The following is a 15,675-nucleotide window of genomic DNA, read 5'->3' as shown; positions in this document are numbered from 1 at the left end:
CCTCGACGATCTTGGGGATCGCCTGCTCCGGCTTGCCCTCGTCGCGGGTGATCTGCTCCGCGATCCGGCGCTCCTTCTCGGTGACGTCGGCCGGCACCTCGTCGCGGGTGACGTACTGCGGACGCATGGCGGCAATCTGCTGCGCCAGGTCCCTGGCCACCTCCTCGCTCGGCTTGTCCAGCTGGACGAGCACGCCGAGGGTCGGCGGCAGGTCACGGTCGGTGCGGTGCAGGTAGCTGGTCACGTAACCGCCCTCGAAGCGGGCGAAACGGCCGAGCTCGAGCTTCTCCTTGATGGCGGCGCTCGCGTCCTCGATGAGCTGCTCGACGGTCTTGCCCGGCTCGGCCTCCGTGGTCAGCAGGGCGAGCCTGTCGGTGACCTTGCGTGCCAGGGCCGCCTTCGCGATCTTGGCGGCCACCTCCTGGAACTGCTCGTTCTTGGCCACGAAGTCGGTCTCGCAGTTCAGCTCGACGAGCACGCCCGCGCTGTTGCCGTCAAGCTCGGCGGTCACCAGCCCGTTGCCCGCGGTGCGGGCGGAGCGCTTGCCCGCGTCCTTGACGCCCTTCACCCGCAGGATCTCGACGGCCTCCTCGATGTTGCCGTCGGCCTCCGCGAGGGCGTTCTTGCAGTCCATCATTCCCGCGCCGGTCTGCTCGCGAAGCCGCTTCACATCAGCGGTGGAGAAATTCGCCATGTCGTGGTTCCTCGTTCGTCAGTCGTCACTCGTCGTCGGCCTCGTCACTCGTCGTCGGCCTCGTTGGCCTCGTTGGCCTCGTTGGCTTCGGCCGCATCACCGGATTCGTCACCGGCCTCATTGATGGCCGCAGCGGCGGGCTCGTCGGGCTCGTCGGCCTCGTCGGCCTGGGCTTCGTCGGCCTCGGCCTCGGCCACCGCCTCAGCGGTCGCCGAGTCGGTGCTCACCACGTCGTCGGCGATCACGCCGGCATCGGCGCCGTTGCCCTCAAGCAGGTCCCGCTCCCACTCTGGCAGCGGCTCCTCGCTGGAGAACTCGTCGTCGGAGGGCTTCTGGTCGCCCTCGGCCGCTCCGGCCCGGGCGATCAGGCCGTCGGCCACCGCATCCGCGACCACCCGGGTCAGCAGCGCCACGCTGCGGATCGCGTCGTCGTTGCCAGGGATCGGGTAGCTCACCTCGTCCGGGTCGCAGTTGGTGTCCAGGATGGCCACGACCGGGATGCCCAGCTTGCGCGCCTCGCTGACCGCGATGTGCTCCTTCTTGGTGTCGACCACCCAGATGGCGCTCGGCACCCTCGACATGTCCCTGATCCCGCCCAGCGTCCGCTCGAGCTTGTCGTGCTCGCGCTTGAGCTGGAGCAGCTCCTTCTTCGTCATGCCGGAGCCGGCCACGTCGTTGAAGTCGATCTCCTCAAGCTCCTTCAGCCGCTGCAGCCGCTTGAACACCGTGGAGAAGTTCGTCAGCATTCCGCCCAGCCACCGCTGGTTCACGAAGGGCATACCGACCCGGCGCGCCTGTTCGGCGATCGCTTCCTGGGCCTGCTTCTTGGTCCCCACGTACAGGATCGTGCCGCCGTGCGCGACCGTCTCCTTGATGAACTCGTACGCTCGGTCGATGTAGTCAAGCGACTGCTGCAGGTCGATGATGTAGATTCCGTTGCGCTCGGTGAAGATGTATCGCTTCATCTTCGGGTTCCAGCGCCTCGTCTGGTGGCCGAAATGAACGCCGCTCTCCAGGAGCTGCTTCATGGTGACGACCGGGGCCATCGCTACGGTCCTTCCTTCGTGCGCGCGGCTGTTGCGGCCGCGCGCGGCTCGGTTACCTCCTGGTGCCCGCGCATGTCCCGCACCGTGCGGCCGGTCCCTGGCTTTCGCCCTGGCCGGCGGACCGAGTGGTGCGTCCCGCGCGATCTGGGTTCGTGCGGCATACGGGCACGCGAATTGCGGCCGCCTCGTGTGCCACGCGGCACGGATCAAAGCGACCGGTATCAAGACTACTTGAAGTCGGGCGCGGTCGTGATGCCGACTCCCGCGCTGCGCTGGTGCCGGGGCGATGATCCCCGCCGCCCGGCGGGGGTCAGGCGCGGGGGTGCGCCTGGCGGTAGCTCGCCTTCAGCCGCTCAGCCGACACGTGCGTATAGATCTGAGTGGTAGCTGGTGAGGAGTGCCCGAGGATCTCCTGCACACTGCGCAGGTCAGCCCCGCCTTCGAGCAAGTGGGTGGCGGCGGTATGCCGGATCGCGTGCGGGCCGGCGTCGCGCACGGCCTGCGTGCCCGCCGTGGTCGCCGCGACCGCCGCGACCGCGGCGAGGTCCGCTCCCCGCAGGCGCGCGTGGACGATGCGCCGGGCGGTCCGCGGGTCCAGGCGACCGCCGCGCGCGCCAAGGAACAGGGCCGTGCCGCTGCGGCTGTTCGCCAGCGCAGGACGTCCGAGATCCGCCCACCTGGCCACCGCGCGCATCGCGGGCACCCCGATGGGAACGACCCGTTCCTTGCGACCCTTGCCCAGCACGCGGACGGTGCGCCGGTCATGGTCCAGCCCCCCGGCGTCCAGGTCGCACAACTCGCTCACCCGGATCGCGGACGCGTAAAGCAGCTCGAGCACGGCGGCGTCGCGCATCGCGAGCGCCGCGGAGGTCCGCTGGCCGGAGGCGAGATCTCGCAGCGCCCGGTCCTCGCAGTCCGCGAGGACCGTGTTGATCTCCTCCCTGCGCAGCACCTGCGGCAGGACGCGCCGCGCCTTCGGGGTGCCGAGCTGCGGCCCGGGATCGGCGGCGAGCCATCCCTGGCGGTGAGCGAAGGAGGTGAACGCCCGTGCCGCCGCGCCGTGGCGCGCCAGCGTCGCGCGCGCGGCGCCAGCCTGATGCTGGCTGGCCAGCCAGCCGCGCAGGATCGTGACATCCAGCGAGCCCGGCTCGCTCACTCCGTGACGCCACGCGTACTCCAGCAGCGACAGCATGTCGCCGTGGTAAGCGCGGACCGTATGGCGCGAGAGCGCACGCTCAGCGTCGAGATACCGGCAGAACTCCGACAGCGCGACACTCAACCCCGCCGGAAGCGCCTGTCTCGGGCCCTCCGCGCCGGCGGCACGCTCCCTGGGCGTAGCCATGGGCAAAGTGTGCACCGGACCGGACCGGTTGGGAACTCCCTCCACAAGGTTTTACCGGGCTGTTGCACGGCCCCCGGCGCGGCGGGAACCCGGTCCTGGTCATGACGCCGGGCGCGGGCCGCCGTTAAGGTCTCGGCGTCACCGCGTTGGACGTCGCTGCCAAGCCCGCGCCTAGCCCGTTGATGGCCTGGACCGTGAACCGCCACGAGACCCCGGTCGCCAGCTTGCCGACGGTGACCTTGGTCACGTGCCCGGACACCCTCACGACGACCCGCTTGTGGCCCTTGGCAGAACCGGTGATCAGGTATCCGGTCAGCGGGCTGCCGCCGTTGTCGCTCGGAGCCTTCCAGCTGACCGTCGCCGACTTGACGCCTGCCCTGGCCACGACGTCGCGGGGGGCTGCGGGCGAACTCTTCGTGTAGGTGAAGACGGCAGCCGGGTTGACCGCGCTGCGCGGCTGCGGCGGCGACGTCAGCGTCCCGCCCACCGTGGTGATCGTGATGTCCACCTTCGTGCCTGCTTTGCCGGGCGGCGCCGTGACGATGATCGGGCCGCTCGGCGAACCCGTCACCGGCTCCAGGATCTTCGCCCGCACCGAGCCGAAGTCGACCGCTGTCACCTCGGAGTCGAGCGCTCCCTGGATCGTCACGGTCGTGCCGCCGTGCGCCGGACCGGACGCGGGGCCGCTCGAGGTGACGACCGGCCGGCCCGCGTAGGCCAGCTGGAACGTATCCAGCTTCGGATCGGGGACGGTGCACCCGGTCACGCTGCAGAGGAGGACGTCGGTCGGGAAGGTGAAGAACTGCGGGATGGCGACCGTCAGCGACGCGTCGGTCTGGTGTGAGATCGCGGTCGCGGTCGAGGTGAGGAAGTCGAGCGATCCCTGCGCCTGGAATACGACGCTGGTCACGTCCGACAGGCCCTCGCCGGTGATCGTGAGGTTACCGGGATCCGCCTGGGCGGCCACGTGCCTGGAGATGCCGGTAAGGACCGGGGTCCCCGCGTAGGTGACCGAGGAGACGTTGGAAAGCTGCCCAGCGCTCAGTACCGACAGCGGAACCGGGAACGGTTCGACGGTGGGCGCCGCCGGCGGGATCGCGAGGACGATCTGAGTCGGCGTGATGCCGTCGGTGCCGAAGTCCTGGGAGAACCCGACGCCGGCCGGGCCGACATTCGCGTACTCGAACGTGAGGAGATTGAATCCGCTGCCCGAGATGACCTCGGCCGACGTGCCGTTCTCGCTGGCGAACGCAGGGCTCACCGAGGTGATGACCGGTGCCGGGGCGTAGTCGTACTCCTCCGGCGCGGGCACTACCTCGCAGTCGCACCCGGCGGGCGGGACGAACGCTCCGTTCGGGCTGAAGACGATCGGTCCCTGGTACGCCGGGAGGATCGGCGGGCCTGAGCTGGTCCCTGACGGCGTGGTCACCGTCACGGCGACGGCGCAGATCCCCTGCGCCGAGCTCACGGCGCACGATCCGTCGCTGGCCGGGACCGTGGCGCGCAGCTCGTTGTCGTTGAGCACCGTGAACGAGGTGGCCGGGACGTCGCCGAAGTCGACGCTTGTGGCCGCGCCCAGGGCTGCCCCGACGATGTCCACCGTGTTACCCCCGGCGGTCGGGCCGTTGGACGAGCTCACGTAGTCGACGACGGGCGCCCCTGACGAGTTGGCCGTGTACTGGTAGACGGACGCGCTGCTTGGCGCGCTCGACTGCTGCGGGCTGCCGGCGGTGACAACCGTGACGTCCGCCCGCCCCCCGACGCCGGACGCCGTCCCGTCGGGAGCGTAGAACGCGGGCACATCGACCGTGATGTCGCTGGCTGACCAGCTGACCACGGTCGCGTCGACGTTCCCGAAGAACACCGAGCCAGACGTGGCGCCGAAGTTGGACCCCGAGATCTCCACGGTCCCCCCGCCGGCGATCGTGTGGGTGCCGGTGAGCTGCGTGAGCGAGGTCACCACTGGAGACGGCGTCGCGTGACCGCCCGCGGCCACGGCGCACAGCTGCGCTGCCAGCCCGGGGGCGCCGTCGGCGTCGGTGACCCGCGGCGTGCCGAGTCCGCTGGCAAGGTCGTAGCCCTTCCCTGCCTGCCAGTCCACCCCGTCGCCGACACCGAGGTTGTCGTTGTTCCCCACGGTGATGTCGTTGAACGCGTCCGCGTAGTCAGTGGCCGAGGCAGACGCGACCTGATAAAGCAGCGGCTCGGCGAAGCCAACGCCGTGCGGCAGGCCAGCGCATCCGCTCGAGGCGTTGATCTCGGCGAGGATCGCCGCCCACATCGGCGTGGATATCGACGTCCCGCCGATCGGCGTCCAGGATCCGGCATAGTAGACCGTAGGACCGCTCTGGGGATCGGCGAGCGCGCTGACATCAGGCACTTCCCTGCACGTGGTCCCGGCCGGCAGCGTGGTGGGAATCCCCTGCAGATGGAAGTCATCGGCAGTGCCCGACGGATCGTTGCTGCACGCCTCGTCAGCTGCCGTCTGCGGTACCGCCACCGAGTCCTGCCATGGCGGCATGGCCCAGGTCTCGGAGATCCCGCCGCCGCCCGCGCCGCCCGAGTTGCCGTTGTTCCACACGGTCTCCTTGGGCGGCTCGGTCGCGTCCGTGACCGTGGTGCCGCCCACCGACGTCACGTACGGCTGGCTGCCGGGGTCGTCGACTGACAAATCGGTCGGCGTGGGCGTCGTGGCGTGGCCTGCGCAATCATCAGAGCCGTCGTCTCCGGCCGCGGAGAACACCGTCTGGCCCTGCGCTGCCGTCTGCTCGAAGATCTCGTTCTCCACCTGCTGGACGCCGGGCGCACCCTGCTGCTCTTCGGTCTCGCACACGCCCCAGCTTGTCGAGATCTGGTTCGCGTCGTCGGCTTGCGCGATCGCGTTCCAGTCATCGAGCGGCCCGAACGGATCGTCCATGTTCGGCGCCTCGAAGACGTGAATCTTGGCGGCCGGGGCCAGGGCCGACACGGTCTCGATGTCCAGCGCGGCCTCCGCGCTGCCAGGGCCGGTGCCCGGGCCGCCGTCAACCAGGGTCACCGTGATCTGGCTGGTGTGGCTGGCCCCGAAATAGCACTTGTCGAATGCGGCGATGTCGGACATCGCGAAGGGCTCAAGCTCGTAGATGTCAATGGTCTGCCCGGCCGCGAGGTCGCCGGCCCCGTAGAGCGGATCGAGCCCGTAAGCCGCCGCGACCTGCTGGTCGGTGAGACCGCCGAGCTGCTCCTGTGCCTGGGCGGCGGCGCAGGCGACCGGGCCGCCGTCCGACGCGGCGGGCGTGGCAACCGCGGCGGGCGCGGCGGCCGCGGCGGCCGAGCGCTGGCCCCGCGGGGCCGCTTCCAGGCTGTTGTCCTCGCTCACCAGCTGATTGAGGCCTACGACGGCCGTAACGTCCTGGGCGATCGAGGCCGGCAGGCGGACCGCGGACGTCGTGGCCTGTCCGAGCGTGCCGCCCGCGAGTTCGACCCGCTGGAGTCCGGTGTGAAACGCCGCCTCCACCGTGGCGGCCGTTCCCCTGAAGCTGACGAGCAGGTTGTTGGCCGACACGTCGCTTACCGTCAGCCCGTCGATCCTGAGCTGGTTCTCAACCGCGGCCACAGCCGACGCACTCGGGCCGAACAGGCTGGTGAACTGTCCGCGGGCCAGGTAGTGCCGGTAGTCGGGGGACTTCGGACTCGACACGGCGTCGATGAACGCGGTCACGGCGGCGGGGTCCGGGAGCCGCAGGGCAACAGCGCCGGTCACTTCGGCGGTGCTGGCGACGGCGCCGGCGAGGCGTGAGCCACCCGGCAGCTTCGGCGCGGCAACGACCGCCACCAGGCGCGACGCGGCAGCACTCGAACGCGGCTGGGACTGCCCTGCCTGCGCGGCGGCGGGTATCAAGATCCCCAGCGCGCCAACCAGCGCTACCGCCGCCGTGAACACGCGTCTGGGCGGGGTCGCCCAGCACGACCGCAGAAGTGATCTGGCCTGGGAACGGCGCCGCGATATGCCGCGCCTGTGTCGCCCAGCTGACATGCTTCCTCTTCCCGAGCCCCGCTAGCAGTCGGTCGTCAGCCGGCCAGGACGGCGCGGCCTTCATGGGTATATAGAGCTGCATATCAGGAAAGGCGCGCGCCTAGGTGCAGTTAGCGTGAACGGAGATAATGTCGTTGCCTAGGCGCTGATCGCGCCGGCAGGCAAAGTGGACTGCGTGCACGTCAGGTGCGGCGGACGCGCCAGCCCTGATCGCAGCGTTCGGCGAAGCCGCCGGCGGCGAGCGCGCCGAGGCAGCGGATCACGGTGTCCAGCTCCAGGCCGGCCACGGCCGCGATCCTGGCCGGTCCCAGCCCGCCCCGCAGCGGCAGCGCGTCGAGGACCGCTGCCGTCTCCAGGTCGAGTGCGTCGCGCTCGAGCACCGGGCTCGCCCGGCGCCTGCCCGGTGCCGCGTGCCCGGCGGCCGGCTGCCCCGGCCCCCAGCCCGGCGCCGACGGCGACTGGTCCCCCGTGCCGAGCGGCGACTGGTCCCCCGCGCCGAGCGGGGACAGGCACTCGATGACGTCGGCCGCGCTCGTGACGAGTGCGCCCTGCCAGTCCCTGATGATCGTGTGGCACCCGGCGGACAGTTCGGAGGTGATCGGGCCGGGCACGGCCATCAGCGGCCGGCCGAGGTCGCGCGCGTGCCTGGCGGAATTCAGCGCGCCGCTGCGCTGGCCCGCCTCCACCACGAGGGTGCCCGCCGCAAGCGCGGCGATCACCCGGTTGCGGACGAGGAACCGCAGCCGCGTCGCGGTCCGCCCGGGCGGCCACTCGCTGGCCACCACCCCCTGGGCCGCCACCGCGTCGAGCAGGTCCGCGTGGCCGGCCGGGTAGGGCACGTCCACCCCGCACGCCAGCACCGCGACCGTCACGCCGTCGGCGGCAAGCGCGCCGCGATGGGCGGCCGCGTCGACGCCGTAGGCGGCGCCAGAGACGACCGCCCAGCCGCGCGCGGCGACCGAGGCGGCGAGCTCGCTGGCCACGTAGGAGCCGTAGGCCGTCGCCGCCCGCGACCCCACGATGGCCACCGAGCGCAGGCAGCTGAACCGCAGGTCCGCGCTGCCGCGCAGCCACAATGCGTACGGCCTGGCGTCGCCGAGGTCGTCTAGGCGCACCGGCCATTCCGGATCGCCGGGGCAGACGAGGCGGATGCCTTTCTTGCAGAGCCCGGCCAGGTCGCCCGCCGCCGGAAGCTCCGCCAGCCGCACCTGCCATCGCCGCATCGCACGCTGTGCCGCCGCGCGCGCCGCGCCCCCTCCGGCCGCGAGGCCTCCGGCCGCCTGGAACCCGGCCCCCTGGAACCCGGCCGCCTGGAACCCGCCGGTCCTGATCGCGTGCAGCGTGCACGCCGCTCCCCTGGCGGCCACCAGCGCGCCAAGCCTGACGTCGCCTGGCTCGGCGAGGTACGTCAGTGCTGCCCGGGCATAGGACTCCTCGTCCAGCCGCCCGGTCACCGGGACACCCCCAGCCACAGGCTGACGGCGACGTTGATCTCGTCGGCGCAAGGACGCGGTTTCCCGGCCAGGTCGGCGACGCTCCACGCGACCCGGACGATCTTGTCGGCTCCGCGGGCGCTCACCTGCCCGAGTTCCATCGCGCGCTCAAGCGGACGGACCGCGCCGGGCTGCGGGGCAAACGAGCGGCGCAGCTCCGCACCAGGGATCTCGGCATTGAGCCGCCACGGCGTGCCGCTCAGCCGGCGTGCCATGCGCTCGCGCGCGGCCGCTACCCGCTCTGCCACGACCGCGCTGGTCTCGATGAACCTCTGGTCGTAGAGCATCTCCCGCCGGTTCACGGGCAGCAGCTGGACCTTCACGTCGACTCGGTCGAGCAGCGGCCCGGACAGCCGCCCGAGGTACCGGCGCTTCGTCGCCGGGCTGCAACCGCACCCGGCTCCCCCCGATGACGACTTGGCGCATGGGCACGGATTTGCCGCCAGCACCAGGGTGAACCTCGCCGGGAACGTGGCGCACATCGCGGACCGCGCGATGACCACCTCGCCCGCCTCGAGCGGCTGCCGCAGCGCGTCGAGCACGTCCCGCTGAAACTCCGGGGCCTCGTCGAGGAACAGCACGCCGCGGTGCGCCAGCGAGGCGGCCCCGGGCCGGATGATGCCGCTGCCGCCGCCGACGATCGCGGCCTTGCTCGCTGTGTGGTGCGGGGCGCAGAACGGCGGGTCGGTCATGAGCCCGCCGCTGTCGGGCAGCGTTCCGGCGACAGAATGGATCGAGGTGACCTCAAGCGCCGCGGCCGGCTCCAGCCTGGGCAGGATCGTCGGGAGCCGTTCGGCCAGCATGGTCTTGCCCGCCCCTGGCGGACCGAGCAGGGACAAGTTGTGGCCGCCGGCGGCGCAGATCTCGACTGCCTTGCGCGCCTCTGACTGGCCGAGGACCTCCGCGAGGTCCTTGTGCCCGATCGCCGGCTCTGGGGCAGGCGCGGCCCCGGGCTGATCCGGCGGAGAAGCGGGCGCGGGAGCCGGCCCGCCGCGCAGCCACATGGCTACTTCCGCGAGGCTGCCCGCGGTGATCACGCGCACGCCTGGCACCAGGGCGGCCTCAGCGGCGTTTCCTACCGCCACCACGACCGTCTCCAGGCCTCCCGCCATGGCGGCGACGACGGCGGGCAGCACTCCGGGCACCGGCCGCAGGCACCCGTCCAGGCCGAGCTCGGCGAGGAACATGATCCCCGCCGGCGACGACACCGGCAGGGCACTGGCCGCGGCGAGGATGGCGATCGCGATCGCCACGTCGAAGCCGCTTCCCTTCTTGGGTAGGCTCGCCGGGGACAACCCGACGGTGATCTTCGACTGCGGCCACTTCTCGCCGCTGTTGACGATCGCCGCGCGAATCCGGTCCCGCGCCTCGCGCAGCGCCGTGTCCGGCAGTCCAACCAGGATCGTCGCGGGCAGGCCCTGGGCGATGTCCGCCTCCACCTCGATGAGGTGGCCCTTGACGCCGACAAGCGCGACCGAGTGCGCGCGGGCCAAGGCCATCTAGCCCACCCCCCGGACATGCTCGATCGTGAACCCCCCGGTGCCGTCGTACAGCAGGCCAAGCACGTCGACGCGTATCTGGTCGAACCTGACGCCATGGGCGTTCAGCCAGCGAACCGCCAGCCTGCGCAGCCTGGCGCGCTTTATCCTGCCGACGGCCTCTAGCGGCGTGCCGTACCGCGTTCCCGAGCGGGTTTTCACCTCGCAGACGACGAACGTGTGCCGTTCCACCGCGACGATGTCGATCTCGCCGTCGGCGCACCGCCAGTTACGGTCAAGAATCCGGAAGCCGCAGCCCTCCAGGTAGTCAACCGCGGCCTGCTCGCCGTCACGGCCGAGCACGTCTGTGGCGCGCATCGTCATCACCTCCGGTCATGACGATCGCGCCGCGCGGCGATAACGTGCAGCAGGCAATTGCCGGCTGTGGATCAAACCTTAAGAAGGCGGCCTGCTGTGGATAAGGCGGGCGGAATGTCAGTGGCGCCTGTTTTAATGCGCGGGGGAGTCCGCGGCGAGCAGCGGGCGCGCCGGGCACACGGACCCGAAATTGGCTCTCTGGTCACTGCAGCCTGAGCCGCGTCTCCCGCGTATTGGGCCGGCTGCGCCGATGGCCCGGGCGCATTGGGCCGACCGCGCCAACGGCCCGGGCGCATTGGGCCGACCGCGCGCGCCGATGGCCCGGGCGCATTGGGCCGACCGCGCGCGCCGATGGCCCGGGCGTATTGGGCCGACCGCGCCAACGGCCCGAGCGCATTGGGCCGGCTGCGCTGATGGCCCGGGCACCCGCCAGGCGGCCCTCCCGACCCCTGGCCCTTGCCTAGCGCCGACCCAAGTCCCCGGTCGGCCCCGCCTCCCGCCGCCTCCCGCCGCGGCCCGCCACCCCGGCTTCCGCCCACAGGGGCCCCAGGCCTGCGACTTCGCACACTCCGTGACCATTTCCGCGCCCGTTATGGGCGATTTATCCATGCAAGGAGTGTCCAGAGTAGTACTCGCGGGACTCCCGGGACGCCAGGGAAACCGCCTGGCTGCCCGCCAGGACAGGCCGCAAGGACAGGCCGGAGGCCAAGCGCTGTGGGAGACGGCCCGGTTCGTTCGGGATAATGGGCTGGATTTACCTGCGGCCACGGCGGGACTGGGGCACCCTTCCAGCTGGCTGGGTCGGGTTGGGCAGCGCCTCGATCGGCGGGATGTCGAGCGACAGGCCGTCCTCGCCCAGCGTCGCCTGCTCGCCGTGATGCGTGATCGGCAGCGGGTCACCGGACAGCAGCGAATAGTGCGCCTGGCCGGCCCGAACCTCCACGTGCAGCACCCGCCCCCGGTATCGCAGCCGGAACGACAGTCCCACGATCCCCGGGGGCAGCCGCGGGCTGAACGACAGCGTCCCGGACCCGCTCCGCATCCCGCCGAACCCGCCGACGAGCGCCGTCCACGCGCCGGCCAGCGACGCGATGTGCAGGCCGTCCTTGGTGTTGTGCTCGCGGTCCTGCAGGTCCATCAGGGCTGCCTCGGCGAGGTAGTCGTAGGCGAGCTGCAGGTGGCCGACCTCGGCCGCGAGCACGGCCTGCGTGCAGGCGGACAGCGAGGAGTCCCGGACGGTGAGCGCCTCGTAGTAGTCGAAGTTCCGCGTCTTCTGCTCCTGGGTGAAGGCGTCGCCGCGCAGCTGCATGGCGAGCACGACGTCCGCCTGCTTGACCACCTGCTTGCGGTAGAGCTGGAAGTACGGGTAGTGCAGCAGCAGCGGGTAGTGGTCGTCAGGGGTCGCGGCGAAGTCCCAGCGCGCGTAGGTGGTGAACCCGTCGTGCTGCGGGTTCACGCCGAGGCGCGCGTCGTAGGGGATGTACATGTCGGTGGCGGCGTCCCGCCATGAGGCGGTCTCCTCCGGTGTCACCCCGAGTTCGCGGGCGGCATCGGGCAGCTTCTCGGCGAGATCGGCGGCGCCGGCGAGGTTCTGCTGTGCCATCACGTTCGTGTACAGGTTGTTGTCCTTGATCGCGCTGTACTCGTCCGGCCCGGTCACGCCCTCGATCCGGAACTTGCCCGCGGAGTCGTGCTGGCCGAGCGAGCGCCACAGCCGGGCGGTCTCCACGAGCAGCGGCAGGCCGGCCTCCCGCTCGAAGTCCGCGTCTTCTGTCGCGTCGAGGTAGTTCAAGACGGCGGCCGCGATGTCGGCGTTGATGTGGAACGCGGCCGTTCCCGCTGGCCAGTACCCCGAGCACTCCTGGCCGCGGATCGTCCGCCACGGGAAGGCCGCGCCGGCCAGGCCGAGCTCGGCGGCATGCGACTTGGCGGCGTCCATGACCAGGTACCGCCAGTGCAGGGCGTGCGCCACGGCGGCCGGGTGGGTGCAGGTGAGCACCGGGAGCACGAACGTCTCTGTGTCCCAGAACGTGTGCCCGTCGTAGCCGGTCCCGGTCAGGCCCTTGGCCGGGATCGGCCGGTATTCGGCGCGCGCGCCTGCCTGCAGGATGTGGAACAGCCCGAACCGCACGGCCTGCTGGATCTCGACGTCGCCGTCGACCTCGACGTCGGCCCCCTCCCAGAAGTCGTCCAGGTACTGGCGCTGTTCGGACAGCAGCCCCTCCCAGCCGGTGAGCGTGGCCGCCGCGAGCGCCCCCGACACCTGGTCGACAAGCGCCGGGCGCGATCGCTGGCTGGACCATCCGTACCCCAGGTACTTCACCAGGCGCAGTTCCTGGCCCGCGGGGACCTCCGCCGCGACCATCAGCCGGCCGAGGTCGGGGAACGACTCAGAGACCGTGGTCATCCGCTCGGGCCCGTAGACCTCGTGGGACATCCCCGCCGCCAGGCGCAGCTTGCTGCTGCGCGTCCCGTGCACGAGCACGGCGCGCGGGTGATCACCGGCAACCGCCATGTGCTCCTCGCTGACCAGCGGCGAGGCGAGGACGGAGGCGGCGCGCGGATCCCCGGCCGGCGTCGGCACCTCCTCGTTGGCGACCAGCTCAGACAAGATGACGATGCGCAGCGTCTCGCCGACCGGCTTGACGGAGTAGCTGATCGCGGCGACCGTGCGCTGCGCCAGCGACACCAGGCGCACCGACCGGATCTCCACGGTGTTCCCGGCCGGCGACGTCCACGACACCGACCGGGTCAGCGTGCCGGCCCGCAGGTCGAGGGTGCGGGTGTGGGAGTTCAGCGTGCCATAGCGGATGTCGAACGGCTCGTCGTTGACGAACAGCCGGATCACCTTGCCGTTGGTGACGTTGATGACCGCCTGGCCGACCTGCGGGAACCCGTACCCGGCTTCGGCGTACGGGAGGGGGCGGTATTCGAAGAACGAGTTCAGGTAGGTGCCGGGCAGCCCGTGCGGCTCGCCCTCGTCCAGGTTGCCGCGCAGCCCGATGTGCCCGTTGGACAGCGCGAAGACCGACTCGCTCTGCGCCAGCAGGTCCAGGTCAAGCGACGCCTCGGTCAGGCACCACGGCTCCACGCCGTACGGTGCGTTCGTGATCATGGCCAGGCTCCCTTACGGCAACGTGCTCGCAGCGCGCTCATAGCAGGTCACCCAGGTCCTGCACCACGACGTCGGCGCCGTGCGCCCGCAGCGCGCCGGCCTGGCCCACCCGGTCGACCCCCACCACGTACCCGAACCCGCCCGCGTGCCCGGCGGCCACCCCCGCCTGCGCGTCCTCGAACACGGCAGCCTGCTGCGGCGCGACGCTGAGCATGCGTGCCGCCTCGAGGAACGTGTCGGGGGCGGGCTTGCCCCGCAGCCCGCGCTCGCCGGCCACCTGCGCGTCGACCCGCGTGTCGAACAGGTCGGAGATTCCCGCCGCGGAAAGGACCGCGACGGTGTTCGCGCTCGAGGAGACGATCGCGGTGCGCAGCCCCGCGGCCCGCACCGCGGTGATGTAGCGGGTGGAGCCGTCGTAGACGTCAACGCCATCGCGCGCGAGCACCTTCTGCAGCAGTTCGTTCTTCCTGTTGCTCAGCCCCCACATGGTCTGCTCCCCCGGCGGGTCTGCCGGGGAACCGAGCGGCAGCGCGATGTGCCTGGACTCAAGGAACGACTTGGTGCCCTCGATGCGGGGCTTTCCGTCGACGTAGTCGTCGTAGTCCCGGACGGGGTCGAACGGCGCGAACTGCGTACCGCTGTTCGCCGACCAGTCACGCAGGAACTCGTCGAACATCTCTTTCCAGGCCTCGTCATGGACGGCCGCGGTCTTCGTCACGACCCCGTCCATGTCAAACAGGCAGGCGGTTACCCTGTCCGGCAGTCCTAGCATCGGTCGATCCTGTCCACTCCGGTGCGCCCGCTCCGGTACTCCCGCTGGTGAAACTCCCGCCTGGGTGCTTCCGCCCGGGTGCTCCAACCCGGGTGCTCCAACTCGGGTGCTCCTGCTGGGGCGCGCCTACTCGGAAAAGCCTGGCTTGTCCTCCGGTAGCTCGAGGTCGCTCTTGGCCAGCTCCTCGATGTTGACATCCTTGAAAGTGACGACCCGCACGCTCTTGACGAACCGCGCTGGCCTGTACATGTCCCATACCCACGCGTCGTGCATCGTGACCTCGAAGAAGGCCTCGCCGTTGTCGGTGGTGCGCACCTTGAGATCGACGTCATTGGTGAGGTAGAACCGGCGCTCGGTCTCCACGACATGGGTGAACAGGCCAACGACGTCGCGGTACTCGCGGTAGAGCTGCAGCTCCATCTCCGCTTCGTACTTCTCCAGATCTTCCGCGCTCATGTCCCCTATTCTCCCTCCACCTGCCAGGGCTCTGGCACGCACCGGAACGAGCGGCGGTGCTCGGGACACGGCCCGAACTCCGCCAGCGCCCGCACATGCTCGTCGGTTACGTACCCCTTGTGGCGGCAGAAGCCATATTCGGGATAACGCTGGTCGAGCTCGCTCATCATCCGGTCCCTGCTCACCTTCGCGACGATCGAGGCCGCGGCGACCGACGCGGCGACCCGGTCGCCCTTCCACACGGCCAGCGCCGGGGACGACAGGCCGCGCACGGGAAAGCCGTCGGTCAGCACATACCCCGGCGCGCGGCGCAGGCCCGCGGACGCCCGGCGCATCCCCTCCACGTTGCACACGTGCAGTCCCAGGCCGTCGATCTCGCCGACCGGGATCGTCACCACGTGCCAGTCCACCGCGTGCCGCGCGATCTGGGCGTAGACCTCCTCGCGGGCCGCCGGGGTGAGCAGCTTGGAATCGGCGAGCAGCGGCATCCGCCTGATCGCCGCCTGGTCGAGGACGACGGCGGCCACGACGAGCGGCCCGGCGCACGCGCCGCGGCCGGCCTCGTCGATGCCCGCGACCGGCGCCAGCCCGGCGCGCGCGAGCACGTTCTCATAGGCGGCGAGGCCGGCGCCGCGCCGCGGCGTGTACCCGTGCTGGTCCATGTCACTGGCAGCGTACGCCACGCACGCGCCCGTCGCGCCCCCGCAAGCGAGCAGGCCGCCGCCACGTCCCGCCGGCCGCAGCTTTCCCGCCGTCACCGGTGACGTTCCGTGTCATCCCGAACGGGCGGTGGCGCCTGTCGCAGCGTCCCGGTGTCCGCGGGCTAGCGGCGGCGGCGCGAGCGGCGCGTCCGCAGCCGCAGCCGCAGCCGCGCTCTGCGGCGGGC

At 71.2% G+C, this 15,675-nt stretch carries 11 protein-coding genes; all 11 read right to left on the bottom strand.

All coding sequences use genetic code 11. The features are described from left to right. Positions 1–694, bottom strand: a 694-nt coding sequence (gene tsf / locus Q1N79_RS20145) for a translation elongation factor Ts (RefSeq protein ID WP_300611175.1), incomplete at its 3' end; no start/stop codon positions are given. A gap of 44 nt (positions 695–738) precedes the next feature. After that, positions 739–1,740, bottom strand: a complete 1,002-nt coding sequence (rpsB, locus tag Q1N79_RS20140; RefSeq protein ID WP_300611173.1) for a 30S ribosomal protein S2 — start codon at positions 1,738–1,740, stop codon at positions 739–741. Positions 1,741–2,050: 310 nt separating this feature from the next. Further along, positions 2,051–3,082 carry a tyrosine recombinase XerC gene (locus Q1N79_RS20135; RefSeq protein WP_300611171.1) on the bottom strand — a complete coding sequence of 344 codons (1,032 nt, stop codon included), beginning with the start codon at positions 3,080–3,082 and terminating at the stop codon, positions 2,051–2,053. A gap of 124 nt (positions 3,083–3,206) precedes the next feature. Further along, positions 3,207–7,004, bottom strand: coding sequence for a protease pro-enzyme activation domain-containing protein (locus tag Q1N79_RS20130; protein ID WP_300611169.1), 3,798 nt, complete (start codon positions 7,002–7,004; stop codon positions 3,207–3,209). A gap of 275 nt (positions 7,005–7,279) precedes the next feature. Next, entirely contained in the window at positions 7,280–8,551 is a 1,272-nt protein-coding gene (gene dprA, locus Q1N79_RS20125) for a DNA-processing protein DprA (RefSeq protein WP_300611167.1), read from the bottom strand. Then, complete coding sequence (locus tag Q1N79_RS20120) at positions 8,548–10,089, bottom strand: YifB family Mg chelatase-like AAA ATPase (RefSeq protein WP_300611165.1); 1,542 nt, start codon at positions 10,087–10,089, stop codon at positions 8,548–8,550. Before Q1N79_RS20120 ends, dprA begins: the two co-directional genes overlap by 4 nt. Continuing rightward, the gene (locus tag Q1N79_RS20115; RefSeq protein WP_300611163.1) at positions 10,090–10,446 is read right to left on the bottom strand and encodes a YraN family protein; all 357 of its coding nucleotides are present in this window, start codon (positions 10,444–10,446) and stop codon (positions 10,090–10,092) included. A gap of 754 nt (positions 10,447–11,200) precedes the next feature. Then, positions 11,201–13,561, bottom strand: coding sequence for a glycosyl hydrolase family 65 protein (locus tag Q1N79_RS20110; protein ID WP_300611161.1), 2,361 nt, complete (start codon positions 13,559–13,561; stop codon positions 11,201–11,203). 37 nt (positions 13,562–13,598) lie between these two features. Continuing rightward, positions 13,599–14,333: a beta-phosphoglucomutase family hydrolase gene (locus Q1N79_RS20105; RefSeq protein WP_300611159.1), complete on the bottom strand. Its 735-nt coding sequence runs from the start codon at positions 14,331–14,333 to the stop codon at positions 13,599–13,601. A 126-nt stretch (positions 14,334–14,459) separates the two neighbouring features. Further along, a complete protein-coding gene (locus Q1N79_RS20100) occupies positions 14,460–14,789 on the bottom strand; it encodes a DUF2469 domain-containing protein (protein ID WP_300611157.1) in 330 nt (109 codons plus the stop codon). Positions 14,790–14,794: 5 nt separating this feature from the next. Continuing rightward, entirely contained in the window at positions 14,795–15,547 is a 753-nt protein-coding gene (locus Q1N79_RS20095; RefSeq protein WP_300611155.1) for a ribonuclease HII, read from the bottom strand. Between the last annotated feature and the right edge of the window lie 128 nt (positions 15,548–15,675).

Origin of the sequence: Trebonia sp. (assembly GCF_030042015.1) — a bacterium.
GTDB lineage: Bacteria > Actinomycetota > Actinomycetes > Streptosporangiales > Streptosporangiaceae > Trebonia.
This window is presented reverse-complemented; position numbering and strand designations above follow the sequence as displayed.

Excerpts from the sequence above, each read along its gene's own strand:
- rpsB (WP_300611173.1), bottom strand. The coding sequence starts at position 1,740 with ATGGCCCCGGTCGTCACCATGAAGCAGCTCCTGGAGAGCGGCGTTCAT.
- Q1N79_RS20100 (WP_300611157.1), bottom strand. The coding sequence starts at position 14,789 with ATGAGCGCGGAAGATCTGGAGAAGTACGAAGCGGAGATGGAGCTGCAG.
- Q1N79_RS20105 (WP_300611159.1), bottom strand. The coding sequence starts at position 14,333 with ATGCTAGGACTGCCGGACAGGGTAACCGCCTGCCTGTTTGACATGGAC.
- Q1N79_RS20120 (WP_300611165.1), bottom strand. The coding sequence starts at position 10,089 with ATGGCCTTGGCCCGCGCGCACTCGGTCGCGCTTGTCGGCGTCAAGGGC.
- Q1N79_RS20115 (WP_300611163.1), bottom strand. The coding sequence starts at position 10,446 with ATGCGCGCCACAGACGTGCTCGGCCGTGACGGCGAGCAGGCCGCGGTT.
- Q1N79_RS20110 (WP_300611161.1), bottom strand. The coding sequence starts at position 13,561 with ATGATCACGAACGCACCGTACGGCGTGGAGCCGTGGTGCCTGACCGAG.
- Q1N79_RS20135 (WP_300611171.1), bottom strand. The coding sequence starts at position 3,082 with ATGGCTACGCCCAGGGAGCGTGCCGCCGGCGCGGAGGGCCCGAGACAG.